Origin of the sequence: Ensifer adhaerens (genome assembly GCF_002007205.1) — a bacterium.
In the GTDB taxonomy this organism is placed as follows: Bacteria; Pseudomonadota; Alphaproteobacteria; order Rhizobiales; family Rhizobiaceae; genus Ensifer; species Ensifer adhaerens_D.
Map to the genome: position 1 here is coordinate 187,056 of NZ_LAZS01000004.1, position 24,759 is coordinate 211,814.

The 24,759-nt window shown below is 63.6% G+C and carries 28 protein-coding genes; 12 read left to right on the forward strand and 16 right to left on the reverse strand.

What is annotated here, in order from left to right:
• Nucleotides 1-3 precede the first annotated feature (3 nt).
• Complete coding sequence (locus XB14_RS03370; protein ID WP_077960199.1) at nt 4-1,017, reverse strand: AAA family ATPase; 1,014 nt, start codon at nt 1,015-1,017, stop codon at nt 4-6.
• A 276-nt stretch (nt 1,018-1,293) separates the two neighbouring features.
• On the opposite strand from XB14_RS03370, the gene XB14_RS03375 reads away from it, so the two are divergent.
• From XB14_RS03375 to XB14_RS03385, 3 genes are read left to right on the forward strand one after another with little or no spacing between them, the layout of a single operon-like run.
• Nucleotides 1,294-1,917, forward strand: a complete 624-nt coding sequence (locus XB14_RS03375; protein ID WP_077960200.1) for a DUF1285 domain-containing protein — start codon at nt 1,294-1,296, stop codon at nt 1,915-1,917.
• A complete protein-coding gene (locus XB14_RS03380) occupies nt 1,914-2,546 on the forward strand; it encodes a CoA pyrophosphatase (protein WP_077960201.1) in 633 nt (210 codons plus the stop codon). The genes XB14_RS03375 and XB14_RS03380 overlap by 4 nt, the downstream gene beginning before the upstream one ends.
• On the forward strand, nt 2,543-3,802 hold the full coding sequence (locus XB14_RS03385) for a CCA tRNA nucleotidyltransferase (RefSeq protein WP_077960202.1): 1,260 nt from the start codon (nt 2,543-2,545) through the stop codon (nt 3,800-3,802). Before XB14_RS03380 ends, XB14_RS03385 begins: the two co-directional genes overlap by 4 nt.
• Nucleotides 3,803-3,854: 52 nt before the next feature.
• On the opposite strand, the gene XB14_RS03390 is transcribed toward XB14_RS03385, so the two are convergent.
• Nucleotides 3,855-4,040, reverse strand: a complete 186-nt coding sequence (locus tag XB14_RS03390) for a DUF1059 domain-containing protein (protein ID WP_057253104.1) — start codon at nt 4,038-4,040, stop codon at nt 3,855-3,857.
• A gap of 194 nt (nt 4,041-4,234) precedes the next feature.
• Between XB14_RS03390 and XB14_RS03395 the strand changes: the two genes are divergently transcribed.
• The gene (locus XB14_RS03395) at nt 4,235-4,780 is read left to right on the forward strand and encodes an adenine phosphoribosyltransferase (RefSeq protein WP_077960203.1); all 546 of its coding nucleotides are present in this window, start codon (nt 4,235-4,237) and stop codon (nt 4,778-4,780) included.
• Nucleotides 4,781-4,826: 46 nt separating this feature from the next.
• Here XB14_RS03395 and XB14_RS03400 read toward each other — a convergent pair whose 3' ends face one another.
• The 3 genes from XB14_RS03400 to XB14_RS03410 all read right to left on the reverse strand — a co-directional run bounded on the left by XB14_RS03400 (nt 4,827) and on the right by XB14_RS03410 (nt 6,099).
• Nucleotides 4,827-5,039, reverse strand: a complete 213-nt coding sequence (locus XB14_RS03400; protein WP_077960204.1) for a hypothetical protein — start codon at nt 5,037-5,039, stop codon at nt 4,827-4,829.
• A 137-nt stretch (nt 5,040-5,176) separates the two neighbouring features.
• Nucleotides 5,177-5,647: a MaoC family dehydratase gene (locus XB14_RS03405; protein ID WP_077960205.1), complete on the reverse strand. Its 471-nt coding sequence runs from the start codon at nt 5,645-5,647 to the stop codon at nt 5,177-5,179.
• Entirely contained in the window at nt 5,647-6,099 is a 453-nt protein-coding gene (locus tag XB14_RS03410) for a MaoC family dehydratase (RefSeq protein ID WP_077960206.1), read from the reverse strand. The genes XB14_RS03405 and XB14_RS03410 overlap by 1 nt, the downstream gene beginning before the upstream one ends.
• 181 nt (nt 6,100-6,280) lie before the next feature.
• Between XB14_RS03410 and XB14_RS03415 the strand changes: the two genes are divergently transcribed.
• A complete protein-coding gene (locus tag XB14_RS03415) occupies nt 6,281-7,387 on the forward strand; it encodes a hypothetical protein (protein ID WP_077960270.1) in 1,107 nt (368 codons plus the stop codon).
• A gap of 59 nt (nt 7,388-7,446) precedes the next feature.
• Here XB14_RS03415 and ychF read toward each other — a convergent pair whose 3' ends face one another.
• Entirely contained in the window at nt 7,447-8,550 is a 1,104-nt protein-coding gene (ychF, locus tag XB14_RS03420; RefSeq protein ID WP_077960207.1) for a redox-regulated ATPase YchF, read from the reverse strand.
• 190 nt (nt 8,551-8,740) lie between these two features.
• Between ychF and XB14_RS03425 the strand changes: the two genes are divergently transcribed.
• Nucleotides 8,741-9,307, forward strand: coding sequence for a hypothetical protein (locus XB14_RS03425; protein WP_077960208.1), 567 nt, complete (start codon nt 8,741-8,743; stop codon nt 9,305-9,307).
• A gap of 146 nt (nt 9,308-9,453) precedes the next feature.
• The gene (gene clpS / locus XB14_RS03430; protein WP_077960271.1) at nt 9,454-9,765 is read left to right on the forward strand and encodes an ATP-dependent Clp protease adapter ClpS; all 312 of its coding nucleotides are present in this window, start codon (nt 9,454-9,456) and stop codon (nt 9,763-9,765) included.
• A gap of 32 nt (nt 9,766-9,797) precedes the next feature.
• Here the strand turns inward: clpS and XB14_RS03435 are convergent, their stop codons facing one another.
• Nucleotides 9,798-10,100, reverse strand: coding sequence for a DUF6958 family protein (locus tag XB14_RS03435; RefSeq protein ID WP_077960209.1), 303 nt, complete (start codon nt 10,098-10,100; stop codon nt 9,798-9,800).
• Nucleotides 10,084-10,644 (reverse strand): GFA family protein, encoded by a 561-nt coding sequence (locus XB14_RS03440; RefSeq protein ID WP_077960210.1) that lies wholly within the window; start codon nt 10,642-10,644, stop codon nt 10,084-10,086. Before XB14_RS03440 ends, XB14_RS03435 begins: the two co-directional genes overlap by 17 nt.
• Nucleotides 10,645-10,758: 114 nt before the next feature.
• On the opposite strand from XB14_RS03440, the gene XB14_RS03445 reads away from it, so the two are divergent.
• Nucleotides 10,759-11,397: a TetR/AcrR family transcriptional regulator gene (locus XB14_RS03445; protein ID WP_234803938.1), complete on the forward strand. Its 639-nt coding sequence runs from the start codon at nt 10,759-10,761 to the stop codon at nt 11,395-11,397.
• Nucleotides 11,398-11,470: 73 nt separating this feature from the next.
• Here the strand turns inward: XB14_RS03445 and XB14_RS03450 are convergent, their stop codons facing one another.
• The 6 genes from XB14_RS03450 to XB14_RS03475 form a co-directional block, all read right to left on the reverse strand.
• The gene (locus XB14_RS03450; protein WP_077960211.1) at nt 11,471-12,445 is read right to left on the reverse strand and encodes a squalene cyclase; all 975 of its coding nucleotides are present in this window, start codon (nt 12,443-12,445) and stop codon (nt 11,471-11,473) included.
• Nucleotides 12,446-12,570: 125 nt separating this feature from the next.
• Nucleotides 12,571-13,290: an aminoacyl-tRNA hydrolase gene (gene pth / locus XB14_RS03455; RefSeq protein WP_077960212.1), complete on the reverse strand. Its 720-nt coding sequence runs from the start codon at nt 13,288-13,290 to the stop codon at nt 12,571-12,573.
• A gap of 67 nt (nt 13,291-13,357) precedes the next feature.
• Entirely contained in the window at nt 13,358-14,092 is a 735-nt protein-coding gene (locus XB14_RS03460; RefSeq protein ID WP_077960213.1) for a substrate-binding periplasmic protein, read from the reverse strand.
• 112 nt (nt 14,093-14,204) lie between these two features.
• On the reverse strand, nt 14,205-16,589 hold the full coding sequence (locus XB14_RS03465; RefSeq protein ID WP_077960214.1) for a putative bifunctional diguanylate cyclase/phosphodiesterase: 2,385 nt from the start codon (nt 16,587-16,589) through the stop codon (nt 14,205-14,207).
• A 258-nt stretch (nt 16,590-16,847) separates the two neighbouring features.
• Nucleotides 16,848-17,456 (reverse strand): 50S ribosomal protein L25/general stress protein Ctc, encoded by a 609-nt coding sequence (locus XB14_RS03470; protein ID WP_043618116.1) that lies wholly within the window; start codon nt 17,454-17,456, stop codon nt 16,848-16,850.
• Nucleotides 17,457-17,611: 155 nt separating this feature from the next.
• A complete protein-coding gene (locus tag XB14_RS03475) occupies nt 17,612-18,793 on the reverse strand; it encodes a benzoate/H(+) symporter BenE family transporter (protein ID WP_077960215.1) in 1,182 nt (393 codons plus the stop codon).
• 249 nt (nt 18,794-19,042) lie between these two features.
• Between XB14_RS03475 and XB14_RS03480 the strand changes: the two genes are divergently transcribed.
• The 4 genes from XB14_RS03480 (at nt 19,043) to XB14_RS33710 (ending at nt 22,631) form a co-directional block, all read left to right on the forward strand.
• Nucleotides 19,043-19,999 carry a helix-turn-helix domain-containing protein gene (locus XB14_RS03480; protein WP_077960216.1) on the forward strand — a complete coding sequence of 319 codons (957 nt, stop codon included), beginning with the start codon at nt 19,043-19,045 and terminating at the stop codon, nt 19,997-19,999.
• A 353-nt stretch (nt 20,000-20,352) separates the two neighbouring features.
• Nucleotides 20,353-21,861 carry an aldehyde dehydrogenase gene (gene adh / locus XB14_RS03485; RefSeq protein ID WP_034788758.1) on the forward strand — a complete coding sequence of 503 codons (1,509 nt, stop codon included), beginning with the start codon at nt 20,353-20,355 and terminating at the stop codon, nt 21,859-21,861.
• 159 nt (nt 21,862-22,020) lie between these two features.
• A complete protein-coding gene (locus tag XB14_RS03490; protein WP_077960217.1) occupies nt 22,021-22,416 on the forward strand; it encodes a DUF779 domain-containing protein in 396 nt (131 codons plus the stop codon).
• 86 nt (nt 22,417-22,502) lie between these two features.
• Nucleotides 22,503-22,631 carry a hypothetical protein gene (locus XB14_RS33710; RefSeq protein ID WP_268802266.1) on the forward strand — a complete coding sequence of 43 codons (129 nt, stop codon included), beginning with the start codon at nt 22,503-22,505 and terminating at the stop codon, nt 22,629-22,631.
• A 72-nt stretch (nt 22,632-22,703) separates the two neighbouring features.
• On the opposite strand, the gene XB14_RS03495 is transcribed toward XB14_RS33710, so the two are convergent.
• Nucleotides 22,704-23,636 (reverse strand): ribose-phosphate pyrophosphokinase, encoded by a 933-nt coding sequence (locus tag XB14_RS03495; RefSeq protein WP_034788749.1) that lies wholly within the window; start codon nt 23,634-23,636, stop codon nt 22,704-22,706.
• Nucleotides 23,637-23,843: 207 nt separating this feature from the next.
• Nucleotides 23,844-24,692, reverse strand: a complete 849-nt coding sequence (locus tag XB14_RS03500) for a hypothetical protein (RefSeq protein WP_077960218.1) — start codon at nt 24,690-24,692, stop codon at nt 23,844-23,846.
• Between the last annotated feature and the right edge of the window lie 67 nt (nt 24,693-24,759).

Here is a 24,759-nt window from a genome sequence, read left to right on the forward strand (position 1 = left end):
GCGTCAGCCTCTGGCCTGCTTCACCAGATCGGCGACGACGTCACGCACGGTCATGCCTTCGGCACGGGCGGCGAAGGTCAAAGCCATGCGGTGCTGAAGCACGGGTTCGGCAAGCGCCAGGATGTCGTCGATCGACGGCGCCAGGCGGCCGTCGTAGAGCGCGCGGGCGCGGGCGCAGAGCATCAGCGCCTGGCCGGCGCGGGGACCCGGGCCCCAGGCGACGTTCTTGTCGGTCGCGGCATTGCCATTGCCCGGACGGGCGGAGCGTACCAGCGACAGGATCGCGTCGACCACCTTTTCGCCGACCGGCATCTGCCGGATGAGGGCCTGGATCTGCTGCAGCCGCGCGGCATCGATCACCGGATGGGCGGTCGCTTCGCCGACGCCTGTCGTTTCGAGCAGGATCTGCCGTTCGGCGGCAATGTCCGGATAGCCGACGTCGACCTGCATCAGGAAGCGGTCGAGCTGCGCCTCGGGCAGGGGATAGGTGCCTTCCTGCTCCAGCGGGTTCTGGGTCGCAAGCACATGGAAGGGTGCCGGCAGGTCCTTGCGCGCGCCGGCAACCGTGATGTGGTACTCCTGCATCGCCTGCAGAAGGGCCGACTGCGTGCGCGGCGATGCGCGGTTGATTTCGTCGGCCATCAGCAATTGCGTGAAGATCGGGCCGGGAATGAAGCGGAACGAGCGATGGCCGGCCGCGTCCTGGTCCATGACTTCAGAGCCGAGGATGTCCGACGGCATCAGGTCGGGTGTGAACTGCACGCGGCTGGAATCAAGCCCAAGCACGGTGCCGAGCGTGGCGACGAGCTTCGTCTTGGCAAGGCCGGGAACGCCGACGAGAAGTGCATGGCCTCCGGAGAGGACCGCAAGCAGGGTCTGCTCGACCACGCTTTCCTGGCCGAAGATGACCTTGCCGACTTCCGCACGCACCCGGGCGATTTCGCCCAGCGCACTTTCGGCCGCAGCGACAATCGCCTTCTCGTCGATCGCGTCAGCCGCGCCCTTCATCACACTCATGGTCATACTCCCCGGTCGCCCGTTGTTAAACCGAATCGCCCCTACAGCGCCGCGCGTCCTTATAGGGCGCGCCAGGCTCGCTGTAACATTTTGGCCCGCCGCATGATGTTTGTCCTCAGATCGATCCCGATTTAAGGAATCATGCGGTGGCTGGGATTTCAGTCGCCAAAATCCAATTTAGACCCTGCCGGACGGCTGACAAGTCGGCGCCGACGCACTATCTCGTGAGATATCAAAGGTCTCGATCTGAAAATCGGGACCAAACGGGACGGAACAATGGCAGAAGCCGAAATTCAGCAAACCGGCGACGCGGCGGGACTGGCGGCCCTGATTGCGCGCGCCGCCGGGCAGACCGGCGAAAAAGCGCGCGGCCTGCCACCGGTAGACCGCTGGAATCCGCCGTTCTGCGGCGATATCGACATGGAGATCCGCGCCGACGGCACCTGGTTCTACCTGGGTACGCCGATCGGCCGGCAGCCGCTGGTCCGGCTGTTTTCCACCGTCCTGCGCAAAGACGAGGACGGGCGCACCTATCTCGTCACGCCTGTGGAAAAGGTCGGCATCCGCATCGTCGATGCGCCCTTCGTCGCCGTCGAGATGAGCGTGACCCAGGGAGACACGGGGCAGATCCTGACCTTCCGCACCAATGTCGGCGACGTGGTCGAAGCCGGGCCGGAGCATCCGCTGCGTTTCGTCATTCATGGCGAGAACCGCGAGCTGAAGCCTTATTTGCATGTGCGCGGACGGCTGGAAGCCCTGGTGTCGCGGCCTGTGATGTACGATATCGTCGAACTCGGCGAGACGGTGGCGATCGACGGCACCGAGATGTTCTGCGTGCGCTCGGGCGGCGCCATCTTCCCGATCATGCCGGCGGCCGAGCTGGAAGCGCTCTCCCGATGAATGCGCATCCCTTTTCCGCCGACGAGTTTCGCCGCCGGGCGCTGACCCAGATGGGCGGCCCGATCGAGACCTCTTGGCGAGAGCACGGCGACTTCCTGCTCAATCCGGGCATCGTGCCCTATCTGGAGACGCTGAAGCTCAAGGATGCCGCAGTCTTGGTCCCGGTCGTCGACGACGGCGACGATGCGACGGTGATCCTGACGCAACGCACGACCAGTCTGCGCAAGCATTCCGGCCAGGTCGCCTTTCCGGGCGGTGCCGTGGACCCCGAAGACCGCTCGGTCGAGGTGGCGGCGCTGCGCGAGGCGCAGGAGGAGATCGGCCTTGATCCGCGCTTCGTCGAAACCATCGGTCGGCTGCCGCACTACATGGCCATGTCCGGTTTCCGCATCACTCCGGTGCTTGCGGTGGTCAAACCCGGTTTCGAACTCGTGCCCAATCCGGAAGAGGTCGAAAGCGTCTTCGAGGTGCCGCTGTCCTTCCTGATGGATCCCGGCAATCACGACCGCGGCAGCGGCCATTGGCAGGGCGAGGAACGGCATTTCTACCGGATGCCCTATGGCGGCCGCAACATCTGGGGTATCACCGCCGGGATTCTGCGCATGCTTTATGAAAGGCTCTATGCATGACTTCGGTTGCTGGCGAAGGCTGGTTTTCGACGCCCTCCCTGCGTCGCGTCTTTGATGTGCTCAATGTCGAAGGCGGCGAGGTCCGGGTCGTCGGTGGAGCGGTACGCAACAGCCTGATGGGCTTGCCGGCCGGCGATATCGACATGGCGACGACCTGGCGCCCCGACCAAGTCGCCGAGCGGGCGAAGGCGGCGGGCATCAAGGTGGTGCCGACCGGCATCGACCACGGCACGGTGACGCTCGTCATCGACGGTACGCCCTATGAGGTGACGACGCTGCGCCGCGACGTTGCGACGGACGGGCGCCGCGCCGAAGTCGCCTTCGGTAGCGACTGGAAGGCCGACGCCGAGCGGCGGGACTTCACCATCAACGCGCTCTATGCCAACGATCGCGGCGAGGTCTTCGACGATGTCGGCGGTCTCGCCGACATCGAGACCCGCACGCTGCGCTTCATTGGCGATGCCTCCGAACGGGTCGCCGAGGACTATCTGCGCATCCTGCGCTTCTTCCGCTTTTTCGCCCATTACGGCCGCGGCCGGCCGGATGCAGACGGCTTGCGCGCCTGCGCCCGTGCGCGCTCCAAGCTATCGACGCTCTCGGCCGAGCGGGTCTGGGCGGAAACGAAGAAGCTGCTTTCGGCCGAGGATCCCGGCCGCGCGCTTCTCTGGATGCGGCAGGCTGGCGTGCTCACCGAAATCCTGCCGGAAACGGAAAAATGGGGTATCGACGCGATACCGGATGTCGTTGCCGCCGAACGGGCTTTCGGATGGAAAGCAGATCCGCTTCTGCGGCTCTGCGCGATCGTGCCGCCGGACGAGGAGCGGCTTGAAGCGATGGCGGAGCGTCTGCGCCTGTCGAAGGCGGAAGCCGCCTATTTCAGCCGCTGGGCCAAGGCGCCGGCGGTGCCAGCGACCACCGTCGACACCGCTTTCGACCGTCTGCTCTATCGTCATGGCGTGGAAGGGATTGTCGTAGGACTGCGGCTGGCGCTCGCAACGGCGCGGCGAAAATCGGAAGGCGATCCGACGCTTTTGCCCGAGACCGCCTCGCTGCGCCGCCTGCTGGCGCGTGCCGAGGCCTTCAAGCGGCCAAGCTTTCCTTTGAACGGCGGCGATGTGTTGAAGGCCGGCGTACCGGCCGGCCCGCGGGTGGGCGAGATCCTCGGCGAACTCGAAAATCTCTGGATCGAGCGCAACTTCAATCTCGACCGGGCAAACCTTATCGCCCGGCTCGAAGCCATAGTGCAGCCGTCCTGACTGGACGGCTCAGGCCGCTTTGGCCGGACGGCTTACGCCGCCTTGAGGACGGCTAAGCCGCCTTGGATTCGTCGGTGATCCGGGCCTTGATGTTGTCGATCATGTTTTCGCGGATGACGGTTTCGCCGTGCGTTTCACGCATGTGCTCGACGGCGCGGCGCACGATTTCGGCATCGTTGTCGGCGCGGGTGTGCCACTCGCAACCCGGGACGAGTGAACCGCATTCAAACAGGCGCATGGCTGCTTCCTTCCCTGTGTAAGTTTGATGCGAGAGCGCGGCGCGCCGGTCGGGCGACCGCACGATCAGAGTAGCATCAACCCCCCGGGCGGCCAATTGTTCCCGCCGAACGCGCGACAAGAAACCGTTATAGACAAGCGCGCCGATGGTGTTATGGGTTTGCGGAAACAAGAGACGCAAAGGCCCTTTTGCCCATGACCTCCACCGTTCAATCGGAACTGATCTCCGCCATCCGGAACATTCCTGATTATCCGAAGCCGGGCGTGATGTTTCGCGATATCACCACGCTGCTCGGCAACCCGCGCGCATTCCGCCGTGCGATCGACGAGCTGGTGCATCCCTATGCCGGCACCAAGATCGACAAGATCGCCGGCATCGAGGCGCGCGGCTTCATTCTCGGTGGCGCGATCGCGCACCAGCTTTCCTCGGGCTTCGTGCCGATCCGCAAGAAGGGCAAGCTGCCGCACGACACCGTGCGCATCGCCTACAGCCTGGAATATGGCGTCGACGAAATGGAAATGCACAAGGATGCGATCCGGCCGGGTGAAAAGGTGATCCTGGTCGACGACCTGATCGCAACCGGCGGCACGGCGGAAGCGGCCACCAAGCTTCTGAAGCAGATGGGCGCCGAGATCGTTGCCGCCTGTTTCGTTATCGATCTTCCCGAACTCGGCGGGCGCAAGAAGCTCGAAGCGCTCGGCGTCAATGTCCGCACGCTGATCGAGTTCGAAGGCCACTGATCGGCCCCGGCGGGATGGGTGCGGGCGGCCGCGCCCTTCCTTCGGCCTACATGCGGTTGATCGTCCGCAGCATCAATTGCACCTCGCGCTGCGCTGCCGGCGACAGTGTCTCCACTTCGGTAAGCCAGAATTTTTCGGCTTCCGGAGGCTCTTCCTCCCAGCTTCTGACCGATGTTTCGTTATCGTCGATGACGACGCGGCGGTGACCGCCAAGACGCAGATATTCGTCCGCCAGTTCGCGGGCGTGGGTTCTTTCCATAGCCGCTCCTCCGCTACCAATGGTCGCTTGCCTGGAAGCCGCTTCGGCGCGGCCGAGGTGCGCAACCTATCGCCCCATAGTCTACACCCGGCGGAAGGCGATTTTAAGAAATGATGGGTCTTGGACGGTTCGTCCGGTCAGACGAACTCGATGACCTTGCTTTCGAAGCGGATCACCTGTTCGCCATGCTGGTTCTCGCCTTCGCACAGGATCGTGTTGATCCGCCAGCCGGGCTTGGAGGCAAGGGTGCGGCTTTCAAGAAACGTGACGAAGTAGGTGACCGTGTCGTCGGCATAGACCGGCTTCAGCCATTTGAGGTCGCGAAAGCCGGGCGAGGGGCCGAGGTTCGGTGCCTTCAGGCCTTCGGCGGCAAGCCGCCGTTGCTCGTTCTTCCAGAACTTGACGAAGCACTGCATCCACCCGGCGCAGGTGTGCCAGCCCGAGGCGCAGAGGCCGCCAAAGAGAGAATGCCGCGCTTTTTCTGCGTCGAGGTGAAAGGGTTGCGGGTCGAAATCGGTGGCGAAGCGGATGATGTCGTCGGCCGTAAACGTCAGACTGCCGATCAGGGTCCGGCTCTTTGCTGCGTAGAATTCTTCCATGGTCATCATCAGGCTTTGCCCTTGTCGCGGCAACGAAAGAGAACCGAGCATTCGGAAACTGCCACGGGTTCGCCAGCCTGGTTATTGATTTCGTTGCGGAATTTCACGATGCCCAGATCGGGTTTCGATATCGAGCGGCGCGCTTCGACGACGAGGCTGAAACCGGAGAGCACATCGCCAGCGATGACGGGCCTTCGCCAGTCCATGAAATCGATTCCGGGCGAGCCCTGAGACGTGGAATTGCCCATAAAGGCGTCGAGCATCATGCGCATGCCGATGGCGCTGGTGTGCCAGCCGGAGGCCGCAAGACCGCCAAGAATGCTGTGTTTTCCTGCTTCCTCGTCGAGATGCATCGGCTGCTGGTCGAATTCGCTCGCAAAGGCGATCATGCCAGCCGGCTTCATCTCGACAGGCGTATAATCGAAGCGCCGTCCTGGCGAAAAATCCTCGAAATACAGCATGCTTGTCCTGTCCCGTCTGATTTGCTGTCGACTACCTACTGCAAAATGTTGCGGAGCGGAATCGATTTGAGCGGTCTTGCCAAGGAGCGGGAGACTTCGTTTTTCCAGGTTGCGCATGCCGGGCGTTCGTGCAACCTCCTGCATGCTGCGGCATGCCGCCAAAGCTGATCGAGGACCATTCGTGACCGAACTGAACAGAGCGCTCGCAGGCGCTGCCGAAAAAGGGATCATCTCCGCGCATCAGCTGCGGGATCTCGAAGTCTATCTTGCCGATCGTGGCTTCCGCTTCGCCCCCGCGGCGCCGGATGCCGCCGCGGACAGGGCCGACGCAGCACTCGACGCCCTGGCGGCCGAAGACAGCGAGCAACCGCGCTTTGTCAGAGGCTTTCACGATATCCTGATCACCATCGGCATCGTGGTCGCGCTCATCGGTCTCTGGGGCCTGACCGGTCCGCTCGCAACTCTGCCGGCCATTCTCGTGCTTGCGGAAATTCTCGTGCGGCGTCAGCGTCTGGCGCTGCCATCGGTGGCGCTGACGCTCGCGCTCGTCCATTGGGTCGCAATGACGTCGATGTGGCTCGTGGACGATCATGCGGAGACCTTGCGTCCCCTCGGCTTCATGCTCGGCTATGTTTCCGCTTTTCCAATCCCGCTCGGACTGTTCTACCTGCGTTATCGCGTCCCGCTGGCGCTTGCCGGTTTTATTGTGTCGATCGCGCTGGTCGGCGTCGTTGCGGTGTTGTTGGGCCTCGACAAGGGCCTGGGCATCGACCTTGCCAGCGGCGATCGTTTCATGGTCCTTCCGCTCACCATGCTCGTCGGGGCACTGGCCGTTTTTTCGATCGCTATGCGCTACGACGTTTCGGACCCGCAGCGGCTCACCACACGTTCGGACATTGCCTTCTGGCTGCACCTCGCAGCCGCGCCAGCTCTGCTCTATTCGCTGATGGGGCTGGTGTTCCTGGCCAATGGCGGTGCAACATGGTGGGACGGACAGGCAAGCTTCAATCAGGCCGCTTCCGCCATTGTGATCGTCGCCCTGTTCATGCTGGTCGGGCTCGTCATCGACCGCCGCGCCTTCGTCACATCGGGGCTGTTGTCGCTGGGCGGCGCGATCTGGACCGTGCTGAGCAAGACCAATGCATCGCTCGACAGCTACGTCTTCATCGCCCTGGCGGTTGTTGGGGTGACCGTCTTGTTCATCGGCATCTTCTGGCAGCGGCTGCGCCGCATGGTCATCGACCTCTTGCCGGAAACGATAACGGCGCGGTTGCATGCCGCGCCGTAGTATCAAGTTCTGATGCGCTTTGATCCCGCGCCTTGCGTGCGGGATCAGGCCGAAAGGCCTTACGTGTTGAAGCGGAAATGGATGACGTCGCCGTCCTGGACGACGTATTCCTTGCCTTCGTCGCGCGCCTTGCCGGCTTCCTTAGCGCCCACTTCGCCGCCAAGCGCGATGTAGTCTTCATAGGCAATGGTGTTGGCGCGGATGAAGCCGCGCTCGAAGTCGGTGTGGATGACGCCGGCAGCCTGCGGCGCCTTGGTGCCGCGCTGGATCGTCCAGGCACGGGTTTCCTTGGGGCCGACGGTGAAATAGGTGATGAGGTCGAGCAGCTTGTAGCCGGCGCGGATCAGACGGTCGAGACCGGCTTCTTCGAGGCCGAGCGCGCTCAGGAACTCCTTGGATTCGTCTTCCGGCAGCTGGGCCACTTCCGACTCGATAGCAGCGGAGATCACGACGGACTCAGCGCCCTGGGCTTTCGCCATTTCGGCGACAGCACGAGTATGCTCGTTGCCGTCGACGGCATCGCTTTCCGCGACGTTGCAGACGTAGAGAACCGGATGGGCGGTCAGGAGGTTGAGGCCCTGGAGGATGCGCAGCTCTTCGGCGTCGAGCTTAGCCAGCAGGGTGCGGACCGGCTTGCCGTCCTGCAGGAGCTTCAGCGAGGCTTCCATGATCGGAAGCTGGGCCACGGACTCCTTGTCCTTGCCGACGGCGCGCTTGCGGGTCTGCTCGGTGCGGCGCTCCAGGCTCTCGAGGTCGGCGAGCATCAGCTCGGTCTCGATCGTCTCGGCATCGGCGACCGGGTTGATGCGGCCTTCGACGTGGGTGATGTCGTCATCCTCGAAGCAGCGCAGCACGTGAACGACGGCGTCCACTTCGCGGATGTTGGCGAGGAACTGATTGCCGAGGCCTTCGCCTTTCGACGCGCCGCGCACGAGGCCGGCGATATCGACGAAGGAGATGCGCGTCGGGATGATTTCCTTCGACTTCGCGATGTCGGCAAGCTTGCGCATTCGCGGGTCCGGCACCGCCACTTCGCCGGTGTTCGGCTCGATGGTGCAGAAGGGATAGTTGGCCGCTTGCGCCGCTGCCGTCTTGGTGAGCGCGTTGAAGAGTGTGGACTTGCCGACGTTCGGCAGTCCGACAATACCGCATTTGAAGCCCATGGGGTCTCGTCCGTATCTTAAAAATTCCGTTGGCGTGGCTATGCGGGAAGGGCGCTTCCCGGTCAAGGGCGGACACCCCGTTCACGGTAAATAAGGGGCTTTGGCCGTTGAACGCATGGTGCAAGAGCCGCATATGCCGCTCCAAACGCCGCCTGCCTGCTGCTACGGCGTCAGTTCGAGGAGCCTCCCATTGATCGATCAGACGTTCTTGTTCCCGCGCCTGCCGGTGGCCGTCGTCGATATCGGCGATACGCTCGAGGCGCTGTTGATCCGCTCGATGCTGGAGAGCCTTGGCGCCGTCGTCACGCTGCATCTGCCGGGAACGCCCGGGGACTTTCTCACCCTGATCGGTGCCGGCGACGGCGTGCACAAGCATCTCGTCATCTGCGGTCACGGCGATGAAAACGGTTTCGTCTTCGGCGACTACATCGAGGAGATCGACACCTCGATGCTGGTCGAGGGCAGCCTGCCACCTTCGGTGGTCGCCGGGCATGCCAGGCTCGACGGCAAGATCGTTCTCAGCACGTGCTGCGAGACCGGCGGCGAGGCGTATGGCGATGCCTTCGTTCGGAAGGGAGGTGCTGCGCTCTATGTTGCACCCGATGGCTCGCCAGAAGGGGCGGATGCCCCCCTGTTCGTGCATTGCTTCTTTCATGCGCTGTTCGCGCGCAAGCAGACGCCCGAGGCTGCGCTGGAACGGGCGCGCTCCTATGACGAGGCGGCGTCGATGTTCGCCGGCCATCGGCAGGCGCGTTGAGCGTCGCCGGCGTCGTTCAATCTGCTTTTGCTTGATCGGCACCACTGCCCGTAGGATAGTGCCGCTACAGCGCCCATCCTTCGATACGCCAAGGCCGCTGCAACGCTCAAGCTTTCCTGCATTCTGTCATCAACGGGGTGGTTCCGATGAGTGACAACGAGGTTGCCAAAAAAGTCAAAGTAAAGGTCAAGCCGAAGCTAGAACGGCCGAAGCTTTACAGGGTCATGCTGCTCAACGACGACTACACGCCGCGCGACTTCGTCGTCGGCGTGCTCAAGGCCGTGTTCCACATGAGCGAGGAGGCGGGCTACCGCGTGATGATGACGGCCCACAAGATGGGTACCTGCGTGGTGGTCGTCTGTGCCCGCGACATCGCCGAAACCAAGGCGAAGGAAGCGACCGATCTGGCCAAGGAAGCGGGCTTCCCGCTGCTCTTCACCACCGAGCCGGAGGAATAGCGGCCGGCGCGGAGAATCTCCGGCACGGCGCTCTATGCCTTCCTGTGCAGGCGAAGCGGCTTGCTCGCCTCCCGCTCGATCGTGCCCTTGGCTTCGAGATCGAGTTGGGCGGCCTTCAGCCACCATCCGGCTTTTGCGCCTTCGGGAAAGAGGTCCTGCGGCAGGAGCGGCAGCAGGCGTTCCTTGGCCTCGGCGACGGTCAGGCCCGGTGCCGCGGCAGGCAGCACGGCAAGCAGCGCCTTGCGCATGGCCTCGTACTTCACCCGGTCGACGCGGTAGACGTGGCCGGGGGAGGTGAAATTCTCGATCTCGATCTTCTCAGCCGGGGATGCCATTGGCCTCGCCTTTCACATAGTCGATCTTCGGCGCCTTGAACCCCATGGCCGCCCAGGCAGTCAGCAATCGCCACATGAAACGGCCCGAATGGGTCTTGTAGCTCGGCAGCGTGTCGGCGAACTCGACGCCTGCCTTGCGATCCCTCGTCATCGTCCGCATTTCGAGCGGCGGCTGTTCATCGGGGGCGAAACGCTGATTGTAGACGCTCAGCCAGTGCCCGCCCTTGAATTCCAGGAACATGGCGGCGTTGCAGCAACTGGCGATCACCCTGCGCGTCGGTGCTTCGCGCGTCAACCGATGTTCGCGCAGGAGGTCGCTGCCCCGGATGCAGCGGATCCTGTCCTTGCGGTAGAGCGCAAACCGCGTCGAGCCGTCGGGCTCCAGCACCGGGGATGCCTCCGGCAGGGCCTCGAAGCGCTCGCCGGCGGTGCGGCAACTGGTGCAGTAACAGGCGGCGCCGACGATCGGCGCGCCGACGGCTTCAAAGGCAACCAGCCCGCAGCGGCAGGCGGCGATGCGATTTCTTGCTTGTGGTTTGGCCATGGCCCTCTCCGAAACTCATTTCGCTAACTAGACTGTACCGTCTAGTTTGATTTGTCAATCCGACTGGCCTATCCTGCATCGCAAGTGATTTGGTTCAGGCAGGGGACGGCAGCTTTGAGCAACGGCGCCAAGACGCGCATGGAGCGCACCCGCAAGGCAATCGTGACGGCGGCAAGCGATCTCTTCCTCAAGCATGGCTTTCTCGGCACCAACATGGATGAGATCGCGGCGACTGCTGACGTGTCGAAGCAGACGGTCTATTCCCATTTCCAGAACAAGGAGGCGCTGTTTCTGGAAGTCGTGCGCAGCATGACGGGAGGCGCAGGCGACGAATTCCAGGAGCAGGTTGCCGATCCCGATGGCGACGAGCCGATCGAGGAGTTCCTGCTCGACTATGCCACGCAACTGCTTTCGATCGTCATGACGCCGCGGCTGATGCAGGTTCGGCGTCTTGTGATTGCTGAGGTCGAGCGTTTTCCGCAGCTCGGCGAGGCGCTGCATGAGCGCGGGCCGATGCGCTCGATCCGGCGGCTTGCGGTCGCCTTCCAGCGCTATGGCGAGAAGGGGGATATCCGGGTGAAGGACGCCGAGGTCGCCGGCGGCTTCTTCAACTGGCTGGTCATGGGCGGGCCGGTCAATGACGCCATGCTGCTCGGCCACAGCGCGATTCCCACGCCGAAGGTCCTGCGAGCCCACGCGGCGGAGGCGGTGCGGATCTTTCTCGCCGCCCATCGCAGCGATGGTCCCGCCTGACATCTGGCGTCCACTCGTACGACCCATCGGCCGCGGCCGATGGTGGATCCGTCAGATGCGCCGGCGCCCGCCTTCACTGCACGTGCGAGTTCCACCATTTGAGCACACGCATCGCCTTGAGCGTCACCCACCGCGACGGGGCGTCGATCCCGTCGTCGACGTCGAACCACACCCGTCCGGCAGGGCGCCAGTCGAGTGGCCAGGTACCGTTTTCCAGGCGTCGGGAGCAAAGATGTTCGATCGCTTCGCGAAGGCGAGGATCGGGTGCCGTGCCTGCCAGGAGCGCCGAGGCACGAAAGTAATCGAGCGCGCGCAGGATGTCGTAGTGCCAGCGGCTCGGGTGGCAAAGGCACAGGAAGCGCCTGTCTGCGGGATCGCCTGTGCTCAGCCGGCGAAAGAGGTGGCGCGTGAGCAGGTAGTCCTCGCCAGCCCGGCGCGCCGCCCTGGACCGTGGCGTGCCGCCGGTTGCCCGTTCGAACTCCAGCAATCCTTCGAGCACGTTAATCGTGGTGGCGAAGGAGGAACGGAGCGAACCGTTTGCCCGCTCGCAGTTCCAGCCGCCATCGGCCTGGACTTCGCCGATGAGCCTTTCGACGATGGCTGAAACGTCGACGCCGAAATAGGCGCCGTCGGCGACGGTGCGGCCGTTGATGCACTCCTCGACTTCGCCATGCCAATAGGGTTGGCCGCCTTCATCCCAACGCGAGTTGGCGCCGATCAGTTCGACGGTTCGCCGGGCGCGGTCGGACGATGGATCAAGACCGAACTCCCTCAGTTGCGAGAGCGAGAAGCAGGTTGCCGTCCAGGGCTGGCCGTTCTCGGACCACTCTTGCGGGTCGAAGCCGGCGGGTATGAAGGCGCCGCCCGCCCATTGACCGTCTGCGTCCTGCTGCGAAAGAAGTTGAGCGCCCCAGCCCTCCGTCTCCACCTTGGCGCGCTCCGCGCTCCATTCGGGCTCGGGCGCATCGAGCAGATCGCGCATCACCTGCCAGCGGATCGACGGATCCGAGGCGAGAAGCCATTCGATCGCGGACTTGGCGTCTATCATGGGGGCCTCTGCGCTCTTTGGACCAGTTGGTCACAATCTAGCGCTGTCCCGACGAAGGGAAACCGGCAACTAGGTTTCTTGCAGAAGGATCCCCGCCGGCCGACGCGACCGCGGAAAATCTGGGGTCAGTCGCCCTTCGAGCCGAACATCTTCTTCAGCATGTCGGCCATCGGGCCCGTCGCCGGCAGCTTTTTTGGCTGGGCCGAATTGCGCGCCTGGTGGATGTGCGATTGCGCGCCCTGCTTCTTCGGGCCCTCGGGCTTCTCCGCCTCCGGCTTGCCGCCGGTCGCGAGCGCGATCTTGTTTAAGAGCTGGGAATCCTCACCGCGCACCAGCATGTCGGCATTGTCGGCGATGGCGTCGAGCAGCGGCACGAGCCAGGCCTGGTCGGCCTTGGCGAAATCGCCAAGCACATGGGCATGCACGAGGTCTTTCACGCCGGGATGGCCGATGCCGAGCCGCATGCGGCGGTAATCCTTGCCGCAATGGGCATCGATCGACTTGATGCCGTTATGGCCGCCATGGCCGCCGCCGACCTTGATGCGCGCCTTGGCGGCCGGCAGATCCAGTTCGTCATAGATGACGGTGATGTCCTTCGGCTGCAGCTTGTAGAAGCGCATGGCCTCACCGACGGCTTCGCCGGACAGGTTCATGAAGGTCTGCGGCTTCATCAACAGGACGCGTTCGCCGGCGATCTCGCCCTCGGCGATCTCGGCCTTGAATTTCTTCGACCAGGAGGCAAAGCCGTGGCGGCGATGAATGACGTCGACGGCCATGAAGCCGATATTGTGCCGGTTGGCGGCGTATTTCGAACCTGGATTGCCAAGCCCTGCGATGATCAACATGGTGCTACGCATTCATGATTTCGGGGTGGTGCAATCCAAAAACATCGCGCACCCTCGAAGTCAACGCCTATTTCTCCGCCTGCAGGCTGGCATTGGGCTTGAGCCCGTACTGCCTGAAGATCACGTCCTGCGTGCCGTTGCCGATCAGCCGGTCGAGTTCGTACCGCATGGCGGCCACGACATCGCGCGGAAAATCGCGGTGGCAGGCGATGCCGTAGAGCTTGCCTTCCAGCACCAGCGCCGCTTCCACCGGCTTTCCCTCGGCGCGCATGCTCTCGAAGGTCTTCTCGGACGTCATCAGGAGATCGACCCGGCCGGCCATCAGCTTCTTCAAGCTGGAGTCGAGGCTGGCGGCGTAGTCGATCTTGGGGAAATTGTGCTCCTTGAGGTAGGAGGCCGAAAAATCCTCGCGCTGAGTGCCGATGGTATATTGGTGTGCGTCTCCGAGGGACGCCGGCGCAATCGCGGATCCAGCCTGCCGGACCATGACCATGTGGTCGACCAGCAGGGGTTCGACCCATTGGAATTTTCCGTCGCGCTCGGCATCGTGACCGGTGGTGAAAACACAATAGGCGGGATCGGTTTCAGCCAGCATGAAGGCCCGCGCCCAGGGCAGAACCTCGATCGTGTAGGGCAGTTTCAGGCGCTCCATGATCAGCTTGACCTGGTCGACGGCGGCACCGCTCGGGCCGGCCTCGGTCGAAAAGTTGTAAGGCGGGTACTCCTCGGTGACGAACTTGATCGTCTGAGCCTCGGCCGTCGTTGCGAGACCGAGGAAAAATGCTGCGATCAGCGCCTTCACACCTTTTCCTCCTCTTCTGCGTCCGTCTTGCGACGGCTCGTTCCTGCTGTCTTCGGCCCGTGCGTGCCTTCCGGCCCTGAATTTCTCCCAATCCGGGAACCGGTGAGGGAACTCATGCCCGCATGTTCGGCACAGCAGACGCCTTTGCCTCGGAGTCGCTTTCGAGCATGGTCAGCATCCGGTCGACCGGCATCGGCCGGCTGAACAGGTAGCCCTGGCCGCAATCGACGCCGAGCTTGCGCAGGAGCTGCCACTGTTCCTTCGTCTCGATGCCTTCGGCGACGACCGTGCAGCCCATCTGGTGGGAGATCGTGCGGATGCCCTTGATCAGCATGCGGCTCTTGCGCCGGATGTCGGCGGTGCCGGAACTCAGCGACCGGGTGAAGGACTGGTCGACCTTGACGATATCGACCGGGAAACGGTTGAGGTAGCTCAGCGACGAATAGCCGGTGCCGAAATCGTCGAGCGCGATGCGGCAGCCGAATTCGTTGAGCTGCTTCAGCACGGCATGCACTTCCGGATTGTCGAGCATCAGCACGGCTTCAGTGATCTCGACGACGATCCGGCTGGGCGAAATATGGTGCTTCAGGAGCAGGGCGGCGAGCTTGTGCGGCAGGGTCAGCTCGAACTGCAGCGGCGAGAAGTTGACGGCGAGATAGGTGTTCTGGGTACCGTCGAGTTCGGAGATCGCGGCCAGATGGCGGATCGCCTTTTCCAGGATGCGGTCGCCGATGCGCGCGATCGTGCCGGTTTCCTCGGCAATGCCGATAATCTTGCCGGGCGGCATCAGGCCCTTTTCCGGGTGGTTGAGGCGCATCAGCGCCTCGAAGCCGGCGATCTGCCCGTCGGCGAGGCTGACGATCGGCTGCAGCCAGGCTTCAAAATGATCGTCCCTCAAGCCGGCCTCGATGCACTGTTCGATCTCGTGGCGCTCACGCGAGGCGTCGAGCATGCCGGCGTCGAACACCAGCAGGCCATTCTTGCCGTCGTGCTTGCGCGCATACATCGCCATGTCTGCCTTGAGCAGCAGATCGGAGGCGTTTTCGGCATGGGTCGGGTAGACGGCGATGCCGACGCTGGCGCTGACGAAAAGCTCGTTGCCGGCGATTGCCATCGGTTCGCGCAGCGCCGTGACGATGCGGTCGCCGACCTCCGCCGCCAGATCTGCGGCGTTCGGATCGGAAAGCAGGATGGCGAATTCGTCGCCGCCAAGCCGGGCCATGATGTCGCCGGGGGGGAGGGCCGCCTGGATGAGCTCGACCGTTTGGCGCAGCACTTCGTCGCCGGCGGCATGGCCGAAATTGTCATTGATCCACTTGAAGCGGTCGAGATCGATGAACAGGCAGCCGAGCTGCATGCCACATTGGTCGGCCTCGGTGATCGCCTCGTCGAGCGCGGCCTCGAAGCCCTGCCGGTTGAGGAGCCCGGTCAGGTGATCGGTGATCGCCTGGGTGTGGTTGCGGCTTTCCGCCTGCTTCAGCGCGGTGACGTCGGTCATGACGGACAGCGACAGCGTGCTCTCGCTGGTCGCCTTCGTCTCCAGGATCAGCACGGTCATCGCCTCGCCGTCCGCCTTGCGGAAGGGCACGGTCACTTCACGGATCGCATGATCGGCAACGGCGATCGTCTTGGCGTGGCTCAGATAGGTTTCATGCCAGTGCGGATCGACGAAATCGATGAAGTCGCGCCCGATCACGTCGTCGCGGCCGTAGCCGGTCGCAAGCAGCCAATAGTCGCTGACGGCGAGCAGGCGTCCGTCGACATCCAGCGAAAACAGCATGGCCGGCGTCAGGTTATAGATGTCGGTGACGCGCTCGTGGGCATTCTTCAGTTCGGTCTCTTCGCGCTCGAGACGGTCCTGCATCTCGTTGAAGTTGGCGGCGAGCGCGCCCATCTCGTCGTCGGAAGTCCAGTCGACGCGGTGGCGCGAGCCGAGCCTGCGCGTCGCCTCGATCGCCGCGGTCAGGCGCATCAGCGGGCGCATCACCGTAAAGCGATTGCCGACGAGCGCCGCGGCAAAGACGATCGCGACGGCAAAGAGCAGGATGGCGAGGATCGCCAGTTCGTCCTTGCTGAACTGTGACAGCAGACCCGGCGTCGGAACCCGGACCTCGATGCGTCCGATCTCCTTCAGTCCGTCCACGGACTGATAGGAAATGGGCAGGATGAGGATCCGATCCTTGTCGCTCGACAGCGCGCCGCCCAGCGGCATTTGCGCGAGGATCGAGCCGGACTGGTCGCGGACGGTGACGGAGAGGATGTCGGTGCCGTTGATCAGCGAGCGGGCGATGTGCTTGATGCCGTCGCTGTCGAAGTCCCAGATCGGCTTGCCGAGCGCCTCGGCGCTCGCCGCCATCAGGAGCTCGATGTTGTGCAGGCGCTCGCGTGCGATGCGATCGCTGGAAATGCTGAGAAAGAGCGCCAGCAGCGGGGCAATGAAAACAAGCATCGCGCCGCAGACAATCGCAATAAACCGGTTCTCCACGGAGTGCATCATCGCATGCACGCCTCAGACGCTGCTACCACCCATCTCATATCAGGATTCTCTTCAGACAGACCCCAGTTTCCCCGTCAGAAGAACATCATCAAAATCTTAAATGTTGCTGAAATCGCTACATGATAATTCGTGGGGCGCGGCGTGATGCGGCCGGGCGACGGCAGGCTGCGGCGAACGCAAAAAGCCCGCCCCAAACGAATGAGACGGGCTCTCGATGAAGTGCAGCGGACCGGCTGTCGCCGGTCAACCAGAGGCCAATCAGGCTTCTGCTTCGCCTTCGGCTTCTTCCTTCACACCACCGGCCGGAGCAACGATCGTTGCAACGGTGAAGTCGCGGTCGGTGATAACCGGGGTCGCGCCCTTCGGCAGCTTGATGTTGGAGATGTGAATGGCGTCGCCGACCTTGAGGCCGGAGAGGTCAACGGTCAGGAATTCCGGAATGTCGTTGGCCGAAACGTTGAGTTCGACGTCGTGACGAACGATGTTGAGAACGCCGCCAGCCTTGAGGCCCGGGGACTTCTCTTCGTTTTCGAAGTGAACCGGAACTGCAACGGTAACCTGGCTGTCCTTGGAGACGCGCAGGAAGTCGACATGCATGGTGAAGTCACGGACCGGATCCAGCTGGTAGTCCTTCGGCAGGACGCGGATCTTTTCGCCGTTGACGTCGATGGTTGCGACGGTGGTCATGAAACCGCCGGCGTGGATCTTCATCGTCACTTCCTTGGTGGAGAGCGCGATGGAAAGGGGGGCCTGCTTGTCACCGTAGATGACAGCCGGGATAAGACCGTTGCGACGAAGTTCACGGGAGGACCCCTTACCAACCCGTTCGCGCGTCTCGGCCTTGAGCTCGTAGGATGCGTGGCTCATGGATAGACCTTTCTAATGTCTAATGCTGGAGAGTTCATCCGCCATGCGGAAGAACCGAAGCCGCAAGGACTTCATCCGCGTTGCCTCCAAGGGTGTCTACGCGGACGGGCGGTCCATAGACGAGATCCCCCGCAAATGCAAGCTTTGCCGCGGTTTCAGCTCTTTTTGGCGGTGAAGCGCGCAAGCGCCAGCATCAACCCGCCGGCAATCAGCCCCCAGAAGGCGCCGGAAACGCCGCCGAAGCTGACGCCGGAGGCCGTCACGAGAAAGGTGATGGCGGCCGCCTCGCGGGTCTTTGCCTCGGTAAAGGCGGCCATGGCGGAGCTTGCGAAGGCGCCGACGAGCGCAAGGCCGGCCACCGCCTCGATGAGGATCGAAGGTGCAAGGCTGACGAAGGTGGTGACGACGCCGGCAAGCAGGCCGAAGAGAATGTAGAAGGCGCCGGCATTGATCGCCGACCAGTAGCGCCGGTTGCGATCGGGATGAGAATCGCTGCCGGCGCACATGGCGGCGGTGATCGCGGCGAGGTTGACCGCATGGCCGCCGAAGGGGGCGCTGAGCATCGAAAAGACGCCTGTTGTCGCAAACAGCGGTCCGGGTTCCGGGTGATAGTCGTTGACCTTCAGCACCGCGATGCCGGGAATGTTCTGCGAGGCCATGGTGACGATGAAGAGCGGCAGGGCGATGCTGATCATGGCCGCGACGTTGAATTGCGGCGCCACGAATTCCACGGTCGGCAGCAGCGCCGAGGACAGCGCGGAGAAGGCGCCGGCCGGGATCTCGACGCCGAAGGCGATGACGAGCACGAAGGCGATCAGTGCGGCGGGCACCGCGTAGAGTTTGTTGATGCTGCCGACGAGCGCCCAGGCAATGAGGATCGGCAGGCCGAAAAGCGGATTGAAGGCGATCACCTTCACCGGCGCGAAACAGAGGCTGAGCAGCACGCCGGCAAGCATCGCGTTGGCAAGCGGCGCCGGGATGGACGAGACCAGCCGGCCGAGCGGTTTCCAGAGGCCGGCAATGACGACGAGCAGGCCGCAGACGAGAAAGGCGCCGACTGCGGCGTTGAAGCCACCTTCGACGACACCGGCGCTCGCAAGCAATGCAGCGCCCGGCGTCGACCAGGCGATGCTGACCGGCAGTCGCGTGACGGCGCTGATGACGATGGCGCAGAGGCCCATCGAGATCGACAGCGCCATCAGCCCGGAGGCGGCCTGGGCTTCGCTGGCGCCGACGCCGGTCAGGCCGTGAAGCACCACGGCGAAGGAACTGGCAAACCCGACGAAGGCGATCAAGAGACCCATGAACAGGCTCTGGAGCGAAAAGTCACGAAGCATGGCGGCAACCGGCTGTTGTGGGGTTGAGTCGCGGCAATTGGATCCTTTCGCGTAGCACATTCGGGCGCGCTGTCGATATCGGCGGCGTGATCCACCGATCAAACTCGTTGACGGGTGCCGGCCCTCGAACCTTCGTCTGGCTGGACCTCGACGGAAAACGACGACTATAGTGACGCCACTTCGATGCGGCTGCTTGGGAGATCGGCTGTATCGTCTTTCCGCCGGACGACGCTTTCAGGGAGGAAGCCGATGGCTGCCGTCAGGGAACATTCGGACTATGTCTACCAGGTCGCGCATCAGCCGTCGGCGGCTGCGAGCTCGCCGATCGCCGCGTCGTGGCGCCGCTGCATGACGCTGCATGGCCTGGCGCCCGAAGAGGGGCGCCAGCCGCTCAGGCTGTCCGGTGCAGAGTTCGAGCTTGCCCGGCAAAGGTCGGCCGAGTTGATCCTGGAGGCGGGCGGTGAGCTCGATCGGCTGTTTGCGACCGTCGGCCGCGCCGGCTGCTGCCTGCTTCTGACCGACGACAAGGGCGTGGCGCTGGAGCGACGTGGCGCCGTCGGCGACGATGCCGATTTTCGCGATGTCGGGCTCTGGTCGGGGACGGTGTGGAGCGAGGCGAGCGTCGGCACCAACGGCATCGGCACGGCGATTGCCGACGAGCGCGCCGTCGTCATCCAGCGCGACCAGCATTTTCTCAGCAGCAATATCGGTTTGAGCTGCACCACCGCGCCGATCCGCGATCATCTCGGCCGGTTGGCCGCGGCCATTGACATCTCCACCTGCCGTGCGGATGCCTCCGAGATGACGATGTCGCTCTTGTCGCAGGCGGTGCGCGACGCGGCCGCGCGCATCGAGGCCGGCCTCTTCCGCCGCGCCTTTGCCGGCGCGCGCATCGTGCTGGTGCCGGTCGATCGCGCCGGGCCCGCGCTACTCGCTGTCGACCGCGACGATCTCGTGCTCGGCGCCACGCGTGCGGCTCGGCAATGGCTCGATCTCGACGACAAACGCATCGCCGCCGGCGTTCCGGCCTCCGATCTCTTGAGGGAGGATACGTCGGGTGACGCCGCCGAGCTTCCCGATGCGGAACGCGCGGCCCTTCGCCGGGTGCTTTCGCGCGCCAACGGCAATGTCTCCATGGCCGCCGAACTGCTCGGCATCAGCCGCGCCACGCTTTATCGCAAGATGAAGCGGCTCTCGGTGAATTGATCGTCATCACGAAGGGTTGCCCCTCATCCTAACCTTCTCCCCGCGGGCGGGGAGAAGGGACGTGCCCTTTAGCGGTCGCCGTGCTTGCGTTGGCGACGTGCTTGGGACATGGGGAGCGCGCCGCTTGCCCCTTCTCCCCGCCCGCGGGGAGAAGGTCGCGGCAGCGGGATGAGGGGCGGGCGCGGACACTCGGTTCACCCCTTGCTGCATTGCAGCACGTTCGATGGAACCAAGCTGTCTCAATTCTGAAACAGATCGCGTCGCGGGCGATCGCGCCTCCCTATCGAAGACAACCGATCCGCTCCACGCTCCTCCTCACAGCTCCATTGCTGGGTCTCAGGGAGGAATGACCAATGTTGCATCAGAAGATCGTCGAAAGCCCGTTCAAGCAGAAATACGGCAACTTCATCGGTGGCGAATGGCGCGAGCCGGTGGCCGGGCGCTATTTCGACAATACGACGCCTGTCACCGGCGGCGTGCTTTGCCAGGTGGCGCGCTCGGATGCGGCCGATATCGAGCTGGCGCTCGATGCCGCCCATGCGGTGCGCGAGAAGTGGGGCCGGACGTCCGCCGCCGAGCGCTCCAACATCCTGATGAAGATCGCCGGCCGCATGGAAGACAATCTCGAACTGCTGGCGCGGGCCGAGACCTTCGACAACGGCAAGCCGATCCGCGAGACCATGGCCGCCGACATTCCGCTTGCCATCGACCATTTCCGCTACTTCGCCGCCTGCATCCGCGCCCAGGAAGGTTCGATCGGCGAGATCGACCATGACACGGTCGCCTATCATTTCCACGAGCCGCTCGGGGTCGTCGGTCAGATCATCCCCTGGAACTTCCCGATCCTGATGGCCGCTTGGAAGCTGGCGCCGGCACTTGCCGCCGGCAACTGCGTCGTGCTGAAGCCGGCCGAGCAGACGCCGGCGTCGATCCTCGTCTGGGCGGAACTGATCGGCGATCTCCTTCCGGCCGGCGTGCTCAACATCGTCAATGGTTTCGGTCTCGAAGCCGGCAAGCCGCTCGCCACCAGCCCGCGCATCGCCAAGATCGCCTTTACCGGCGAGACGACGACCGGGCGGCTGATCATGCAATATGCCAGCCAGAACCTTATTCCGGTGACGCTGGAGCTCGGCGGCAAGTCGCCGAACATCTTCTTCGCCGATGTGCTCGCCGAAGACGACGACTACTTCGACAAGGCGCTCGAAGGCTTTGCCATGTTCGCGCTGAACCAGGGTGAGGTTTGCACCTGCCCGAGCCGCGCACTGGTGCAGGAGAGCATCTATGACCGCTTCATGGAACGGGCGGTAAAACGCGTCGAGGCGATCCGCCAGGGCAATCCGCTCGACAGCGCCACGATGATCGGCGCGCAGGCGTCGAGCGAACAGCTCGAAAAGATCCTCTCCTACATCGATATCGGCAAGCAGGAAGGCGCCGAAGTGCTGACCGGCGGCGGCCGCAACGTGCTCGAAGGCGAGTTGTCGGAAGGCTTCTACGTCAAGCCGACCGTTTTCCGCGGGCACAACAAGATGCGCGTGTTCCAGGAGGAAATCTTCGGGCCTGTCGTCTCGGTCACCACCTTCAAGACCGAGGCCGAGGCGCTGGAGATCGCCAACGACACGCTCTATGGCCTCGGCGCCGGTGTCTGGAGCCGCGACGCCAACCGCTGCTACCGCTTCGGTCGCGAGATCCAGGCCGGTCGCGTCTGGACCAATTGCTATCACGCCTATCCGGCCCATGCGGCCTTCGGCGGCTACAAGCAGTCCGGCATCGGCCGCGAGACGCACAAGATGATGCTCGATCACTACCAGCAGACCAAGAACATGCTGGTGAGCTACAGCCCCAAGGCGCTCGGCTTCTTCTGATCGGATCTGCCTTCCCCGCCGCCTGGGGAAGGCGACAGGAGCGGGAGGGAGGGTATTCTCCTCCTTTCCCTCTCGCTCGATCAACGGCTGAGGCGTGCTCTCCACCCGCGCCTCAGCCGGCCAGTGCCAGACGACGCCCATCGGGAACAGAGGTTTGCCATGTCCGCCGAAACGACGGGAGTGACCGGGATCAACGAAGCGCGTGTGCTTGCAACCGAAGCTGCGCTCGCCTTCATCGCCGAAATTAGGCGCGACCATCCGGATATCCTGTTTCACCAGTCCGGCGGCTGTTGCGACGGCTCGTCGCCCATGTGCTACCCGGCGGACGACTACATCGTCGGCGACAATGACGTGAAGCTCGGTGAGATCGGCGGGGTGCCCGTCTATATCAGCGCCAGCCAGTTCGAAGTGTGGAAGCACACGCAGCTGATCATCGACGTGGTGCCGGGCAGGGGCGGGATGTTCTCGCTCGACAATGGACGCGAGAAACGCTTCCTGACGCGATCCCGGCTCTTTGGCGGCGAGGCCTGCGCCGTGGTTTTCCGCGGACGGTAAGCCGCGGACGTTCCCGCATGACTTTTGCTGCCAGGTCCAGAAAGGCCCGCAATTTCGGCTGGGTCTGAGCCCTGGCCGGGAAATAGATGAACCTGCTGCTGACGCCGGCGGAGATCTCGGCGCTCGATGCGGAAACGGTGCCTGTGCCTGTCTATCCCAACTGGTTCATCGACAATCTCGTCGACCAGCCGCTGGCCCAGGCGCTCGGGAAGTAGCCGCTTGCCGCAACGAAAAACGCCGGCGCATTGGCGCCGGCGTCTTCACAAATTCGCGTGCTCGCAACGACCTCAGTCGAAGAGGCTCGATACCGATTCTTCCTGGCTGGTGCGGCTGATGGCTTCGCCGAGCAGGCCCGCGGTCGAGATGACGCGGATGTTGTGGGCGGACTGGACGGCGGTCGTCGGCTGGATCGAGTCGGTGATGACCAGTTCCTTCAGCATCGACGAGGTAACGCGGGCAACCGCGCCGCCGGAGAGAACGCCATGGGTGATGTAGGCGGTGACGCTGGTCGCGCCGTTCTTCAGGAGCGCTTCGGCCGCGTTGCAGAGCGTGCCGCCGGAATCGACGATGTCGTCGATCAGCAGGCAGTCCTTGCCCTTGACGTCGCCGATGACGTTCATGACTTCGGATTCACCCGGACGGTCGCGACGCTTGTCGACGATCGCCAGCAGACAGTCGAGACGCTTGGCGAGCGCACGGGCGCGTACCACGCCGCCGACGTCGGGCGAAACGACCATGACGTTCTTGAGATCGTAGTTTTCCTTGACGTCGCGGGCCAGGATCGGGATCGCATAGAGGTTGTCGGTCGGGATATCGAAGAAGCCCTGGATCTGCCCGGCATGAAGATCGAGGGTCAACACGCGGTCGGCGCCGGCTTCGGTGATCAGGTTGGAGACCAGCTTGGCGGAGATCGGCGTGCGCGGACCGGGTTTGCGATCCTGGCGGGCATAGCCGAAATAGGGAAGCACGGCGGTGATGCGGCGAGCGGAGGAGCGGCGCACCGCGTCGATCATGATGAGTAGTTCCATCAGGTGATCGTTGGTGGGAAACGAGGTCGACTGGATGATGAAGACATCCTCGCCGCGTACGTTTTCGCCGATCTCGACGAAGATTTCCTGATCGGCGAAACGGCGTACCGTCGCTTTGCCGAGAGGCAGGTTGAGATAGTTGCAGATCGCTTCGGCCAGGAGCCGGTTCGAATTACCTGCGAAAACCTTCATTGACGGACCGCCTTGAGCTGGCGCGGTCACCGTCCGGTACTTTTCCGGCAGCGGTGTGTTCCGCGCAGATTCCGAGAGCCATTCCAATCGCGGTCATTCTTTGCGGATGGCCGCCGTTCAGAGCTGATCGGCCGCTTTTTAGCGAGACTGAACTTGAATGCAAGGGGAATGCTGCGCCGCGAAGGCCAATATCCTAAAAACTTTGTGTCAACCGGCCTGAGATTGCCGCCATTCGAGATAGGCGTCGATGGTTTTCGTCGCGATTCCCTGCATGGTTGTGGCGGGCACGCCGCTCCACAAATCCGTGCCGCCGCCCGGAACAGAGTCCTGTCCCTGGATGCGGTGGAGCCGGTTGCCGCTGCCGTCGAGCACGTCCCAGACATAGACGACCGTCGTCTTGTCGCCGTCCTTCAGCGCCGAGAAGTAGCCTTTAAGGATATGTTCGCTGCTGGCGTCGGCCGAGCCTTTGATCGTCAGGCCGCGGGCGCGGGCGTCCGCCCCGAGCTGCTTGGAGAGCGGGGTGACGGCCTGGACCGGTGCGCCGATGATCGGCAGGAAACGGATCGTGCCGCTGGCCGCAGCACTCGCCTTCGGCAATGCGGCGACGTTTGGCTGGCTCTGGATCTCTTCGGCCGCGGCCGCAGTCTTCTGGACCGGTGTGTGCTGAACTGGTGCCTGTTCGACCGGAGCTTGCTCGACCGGTGCCTGGCGGCTCTCGATCGTGCTCTGGGCCGGCGCCGAGCCGGCGGCAAGCCGGCTTGCCTGCCCCTCGAAGGTGCCGGCCGGATCCGTATAGGTCGCGTCGCCGGTGGCATAGGCCATCGGCGTGTTCGAACCGACGGGCTCAGGAGAATAGGCGGTGGTCTGGTTGACGGGTTCGCGGCTCACCGGAACGGTATCAGCCGACATGGCGTCGAGGTCGGATTGCGTCACCGGCGGCGAGCGGAAGGTTCCCGCGCCGACGTCAACCTGTGGCGTCAGCATCTCGGTGCTGTTGCAGCCGGCGAGCGCAATGGCGAGGCCAAGGGCTACGATGGGCGTGGTGAGCTTTCGCATGTTCAAACCGTCCGTTTTCTTCGCGGCAGTTTCCTGAAACGTCTCCTGTCGTCTGCCAGTACGAAAG

Excerpts from the sequence above, each read along its gene's own strand:
- XB14_RS03400 (WP_077960204.1), bottom strand. The coding sequence starts at position 5,039 with ATGGAAAGAACCCACGCCCGCGAACTGGCGGACGAATATCTGCGTCTT.
- XB14_RS03435 (WP_077960209.1), bottom strand. The coding sequence starts at position 10,100 with ATGGCATCCCCGGCTGAGAAGATCGAGATCGAGAATTTCACCTCCCCC.
- XB14_RS03500 (WP_077960218.1), bottom strand. The coding sequence starts at position 24,692 with ATGCGAAAGCTCACCACGCCCATCGTAGCCCTTGGCCTCGCCATTGCG.
- XB14_RS03390 (WP_057253104.1), bottom strand. The coding sequence starts at position 4,040 with ATGCGCCTGTTTGAATGCGGTTCACTCGTCCCGGGTTGCGAGTGGCAC.
- XB14_RS03490 (WP_077960217.1), top strand. The coding sequence starts at position 22,021 with ATGTCCGCCGAAACGACGGGAGTGACCGGGATCAACGAAGCGCGTGTG.
- XB14_RS03465 (WP_077960214.1), bottom strand. The coding sequence starts at position 16,589 with ATGATGCACTCCGTGGAGAACCGGTTTATTGCGATTGTCTGCGGCGCG.
- XB14_RS03380 (WP_077960201.1), top strand. The coding sequence starts at position 1,914 with ATGAATGCGCATCCCTTTTCCGCCGACGAGTTTCGCCGCCGGGCGCTG.
- adh (WP_034788758.1), top strand. The coding sequence starts at position 20,353 with ATGTTGCATCAGAAGATCGTCGAAAGCCCGTTCAAGCAGAAATACGGC.
- XB14_RS03470 (WP_043618116.1), bottom strand. The coding sequence starts at position 17,456 with ATGAGCCACGCATCCTACGAGCTCAAGGCCGAGACGCGCGAACGGGTT.
- XB14_RS03385 (WP_077960202.1), top strand. The coding sequence starts at position 2,543 with ATGACTTCGGTTGCTGGCGAAGGCTGGTTTTCGACGCCCTCCCTGCGT.
- clpS (WP_077960271.1), top strand. The coding sequence starts at position 9,454 with ATGAGTGACAACGAGGTTGCCAAAAAAGTCAAAGTAAAGGTCAAGCCG.
- XB14_RS03480 (WP_077960216.1), top strand. The coding sequence starts at position 19,043 with ATGGCTGCCGTCAGGGAACATTCGGACTATGTCTACCAGGTCGCGCAT.
- XB14_RS03395 (WP_077960203.1), top strand. The coding sequence starts at position 4,235 with ATGACCTCCACCGTTCAATCGGAACTGATCTCCGCCATCCGGAACATT.
- XB14_RS33710 (WP_268802266.1), top strand. The coding sequence starts at position 22,503 with ATGAACCTGCTGCTGACGCCGGCGGAGATCTCGGCGCTCGATGCGGAA.
- XB14_RS03440 (WP_077960210.1), bottom strand. The coding sequence starts at position 10,644 with ATGGCCAAACCACAAGCAAGAAATCGCATCGCCGCCTGCCGCTGCGGG.
- XB14_RS03495 (WP_034788749.1), bottom strand. The coding sequence starts at position 23,636 with ATGAAGGTTTTCGCAGGTAATTCGAACCGGCTCCTGGCCGAAGCGATC.
- XB14_RS03375 (WP_077960200.1), top strand. The coding sequence starts at position 1,294 with ATGGCAGAAGCCGAAATTCAGCAAACCGGCGACGCGGCGGGACTGGCG.
- XB14_RS03450 (WP_077960211.1), bottom strand. The coding sequence starts at position 12,445 with ATGATAGACGCCAAGTCCGCGATCGAATGGCTTCTCGCCTCGGATCCG.
- ychF (WP_077960207.1), bottom strand. The coding sequence starts at position 8,550 with ATGGGCTTCAAATGCGGTATTGTCGGACTGCCGAACGTCGGCAAGTCC.
- XB14_RS03410 (WP_077960206.1), bottom strand. The coding sequence starts at position 6,099 with ATGCTGTATTTCGAGGATTTTTCGCCAGGACGGCGCTTCGATTATACG.
- XB14_RS03405 (WP_077960205.1), bottom strand. The coding sequence starts at position 5,647 with ATGATGACCATGGAAGAATTCTACGCAGCAAAGAGCCGGACCCTGATC.
- XB14_RS03475 (WP_077960215.1), bottom strand. The coding sequence starts at position 18,793 with ATGCTTCGTGACTTTTCGCTCCAGAGCCTGTTCATGGGTCTCTTGATC.
- XB14_RS03370 (WP_077960199.1), bottom strand. The coding sequence starts at position 1,017 with ATGAGTGTGATGAAGGGCGCGGCTGACGCGATCGACGAGAAGGCGATT.
- pth (WP_077960212.1), bottom strand. The coding sequence starts at position 13,290 with ATGTTGATCATCGCAGGGCTTGGCAATCCAGGTTCGAAATACGCCGCC.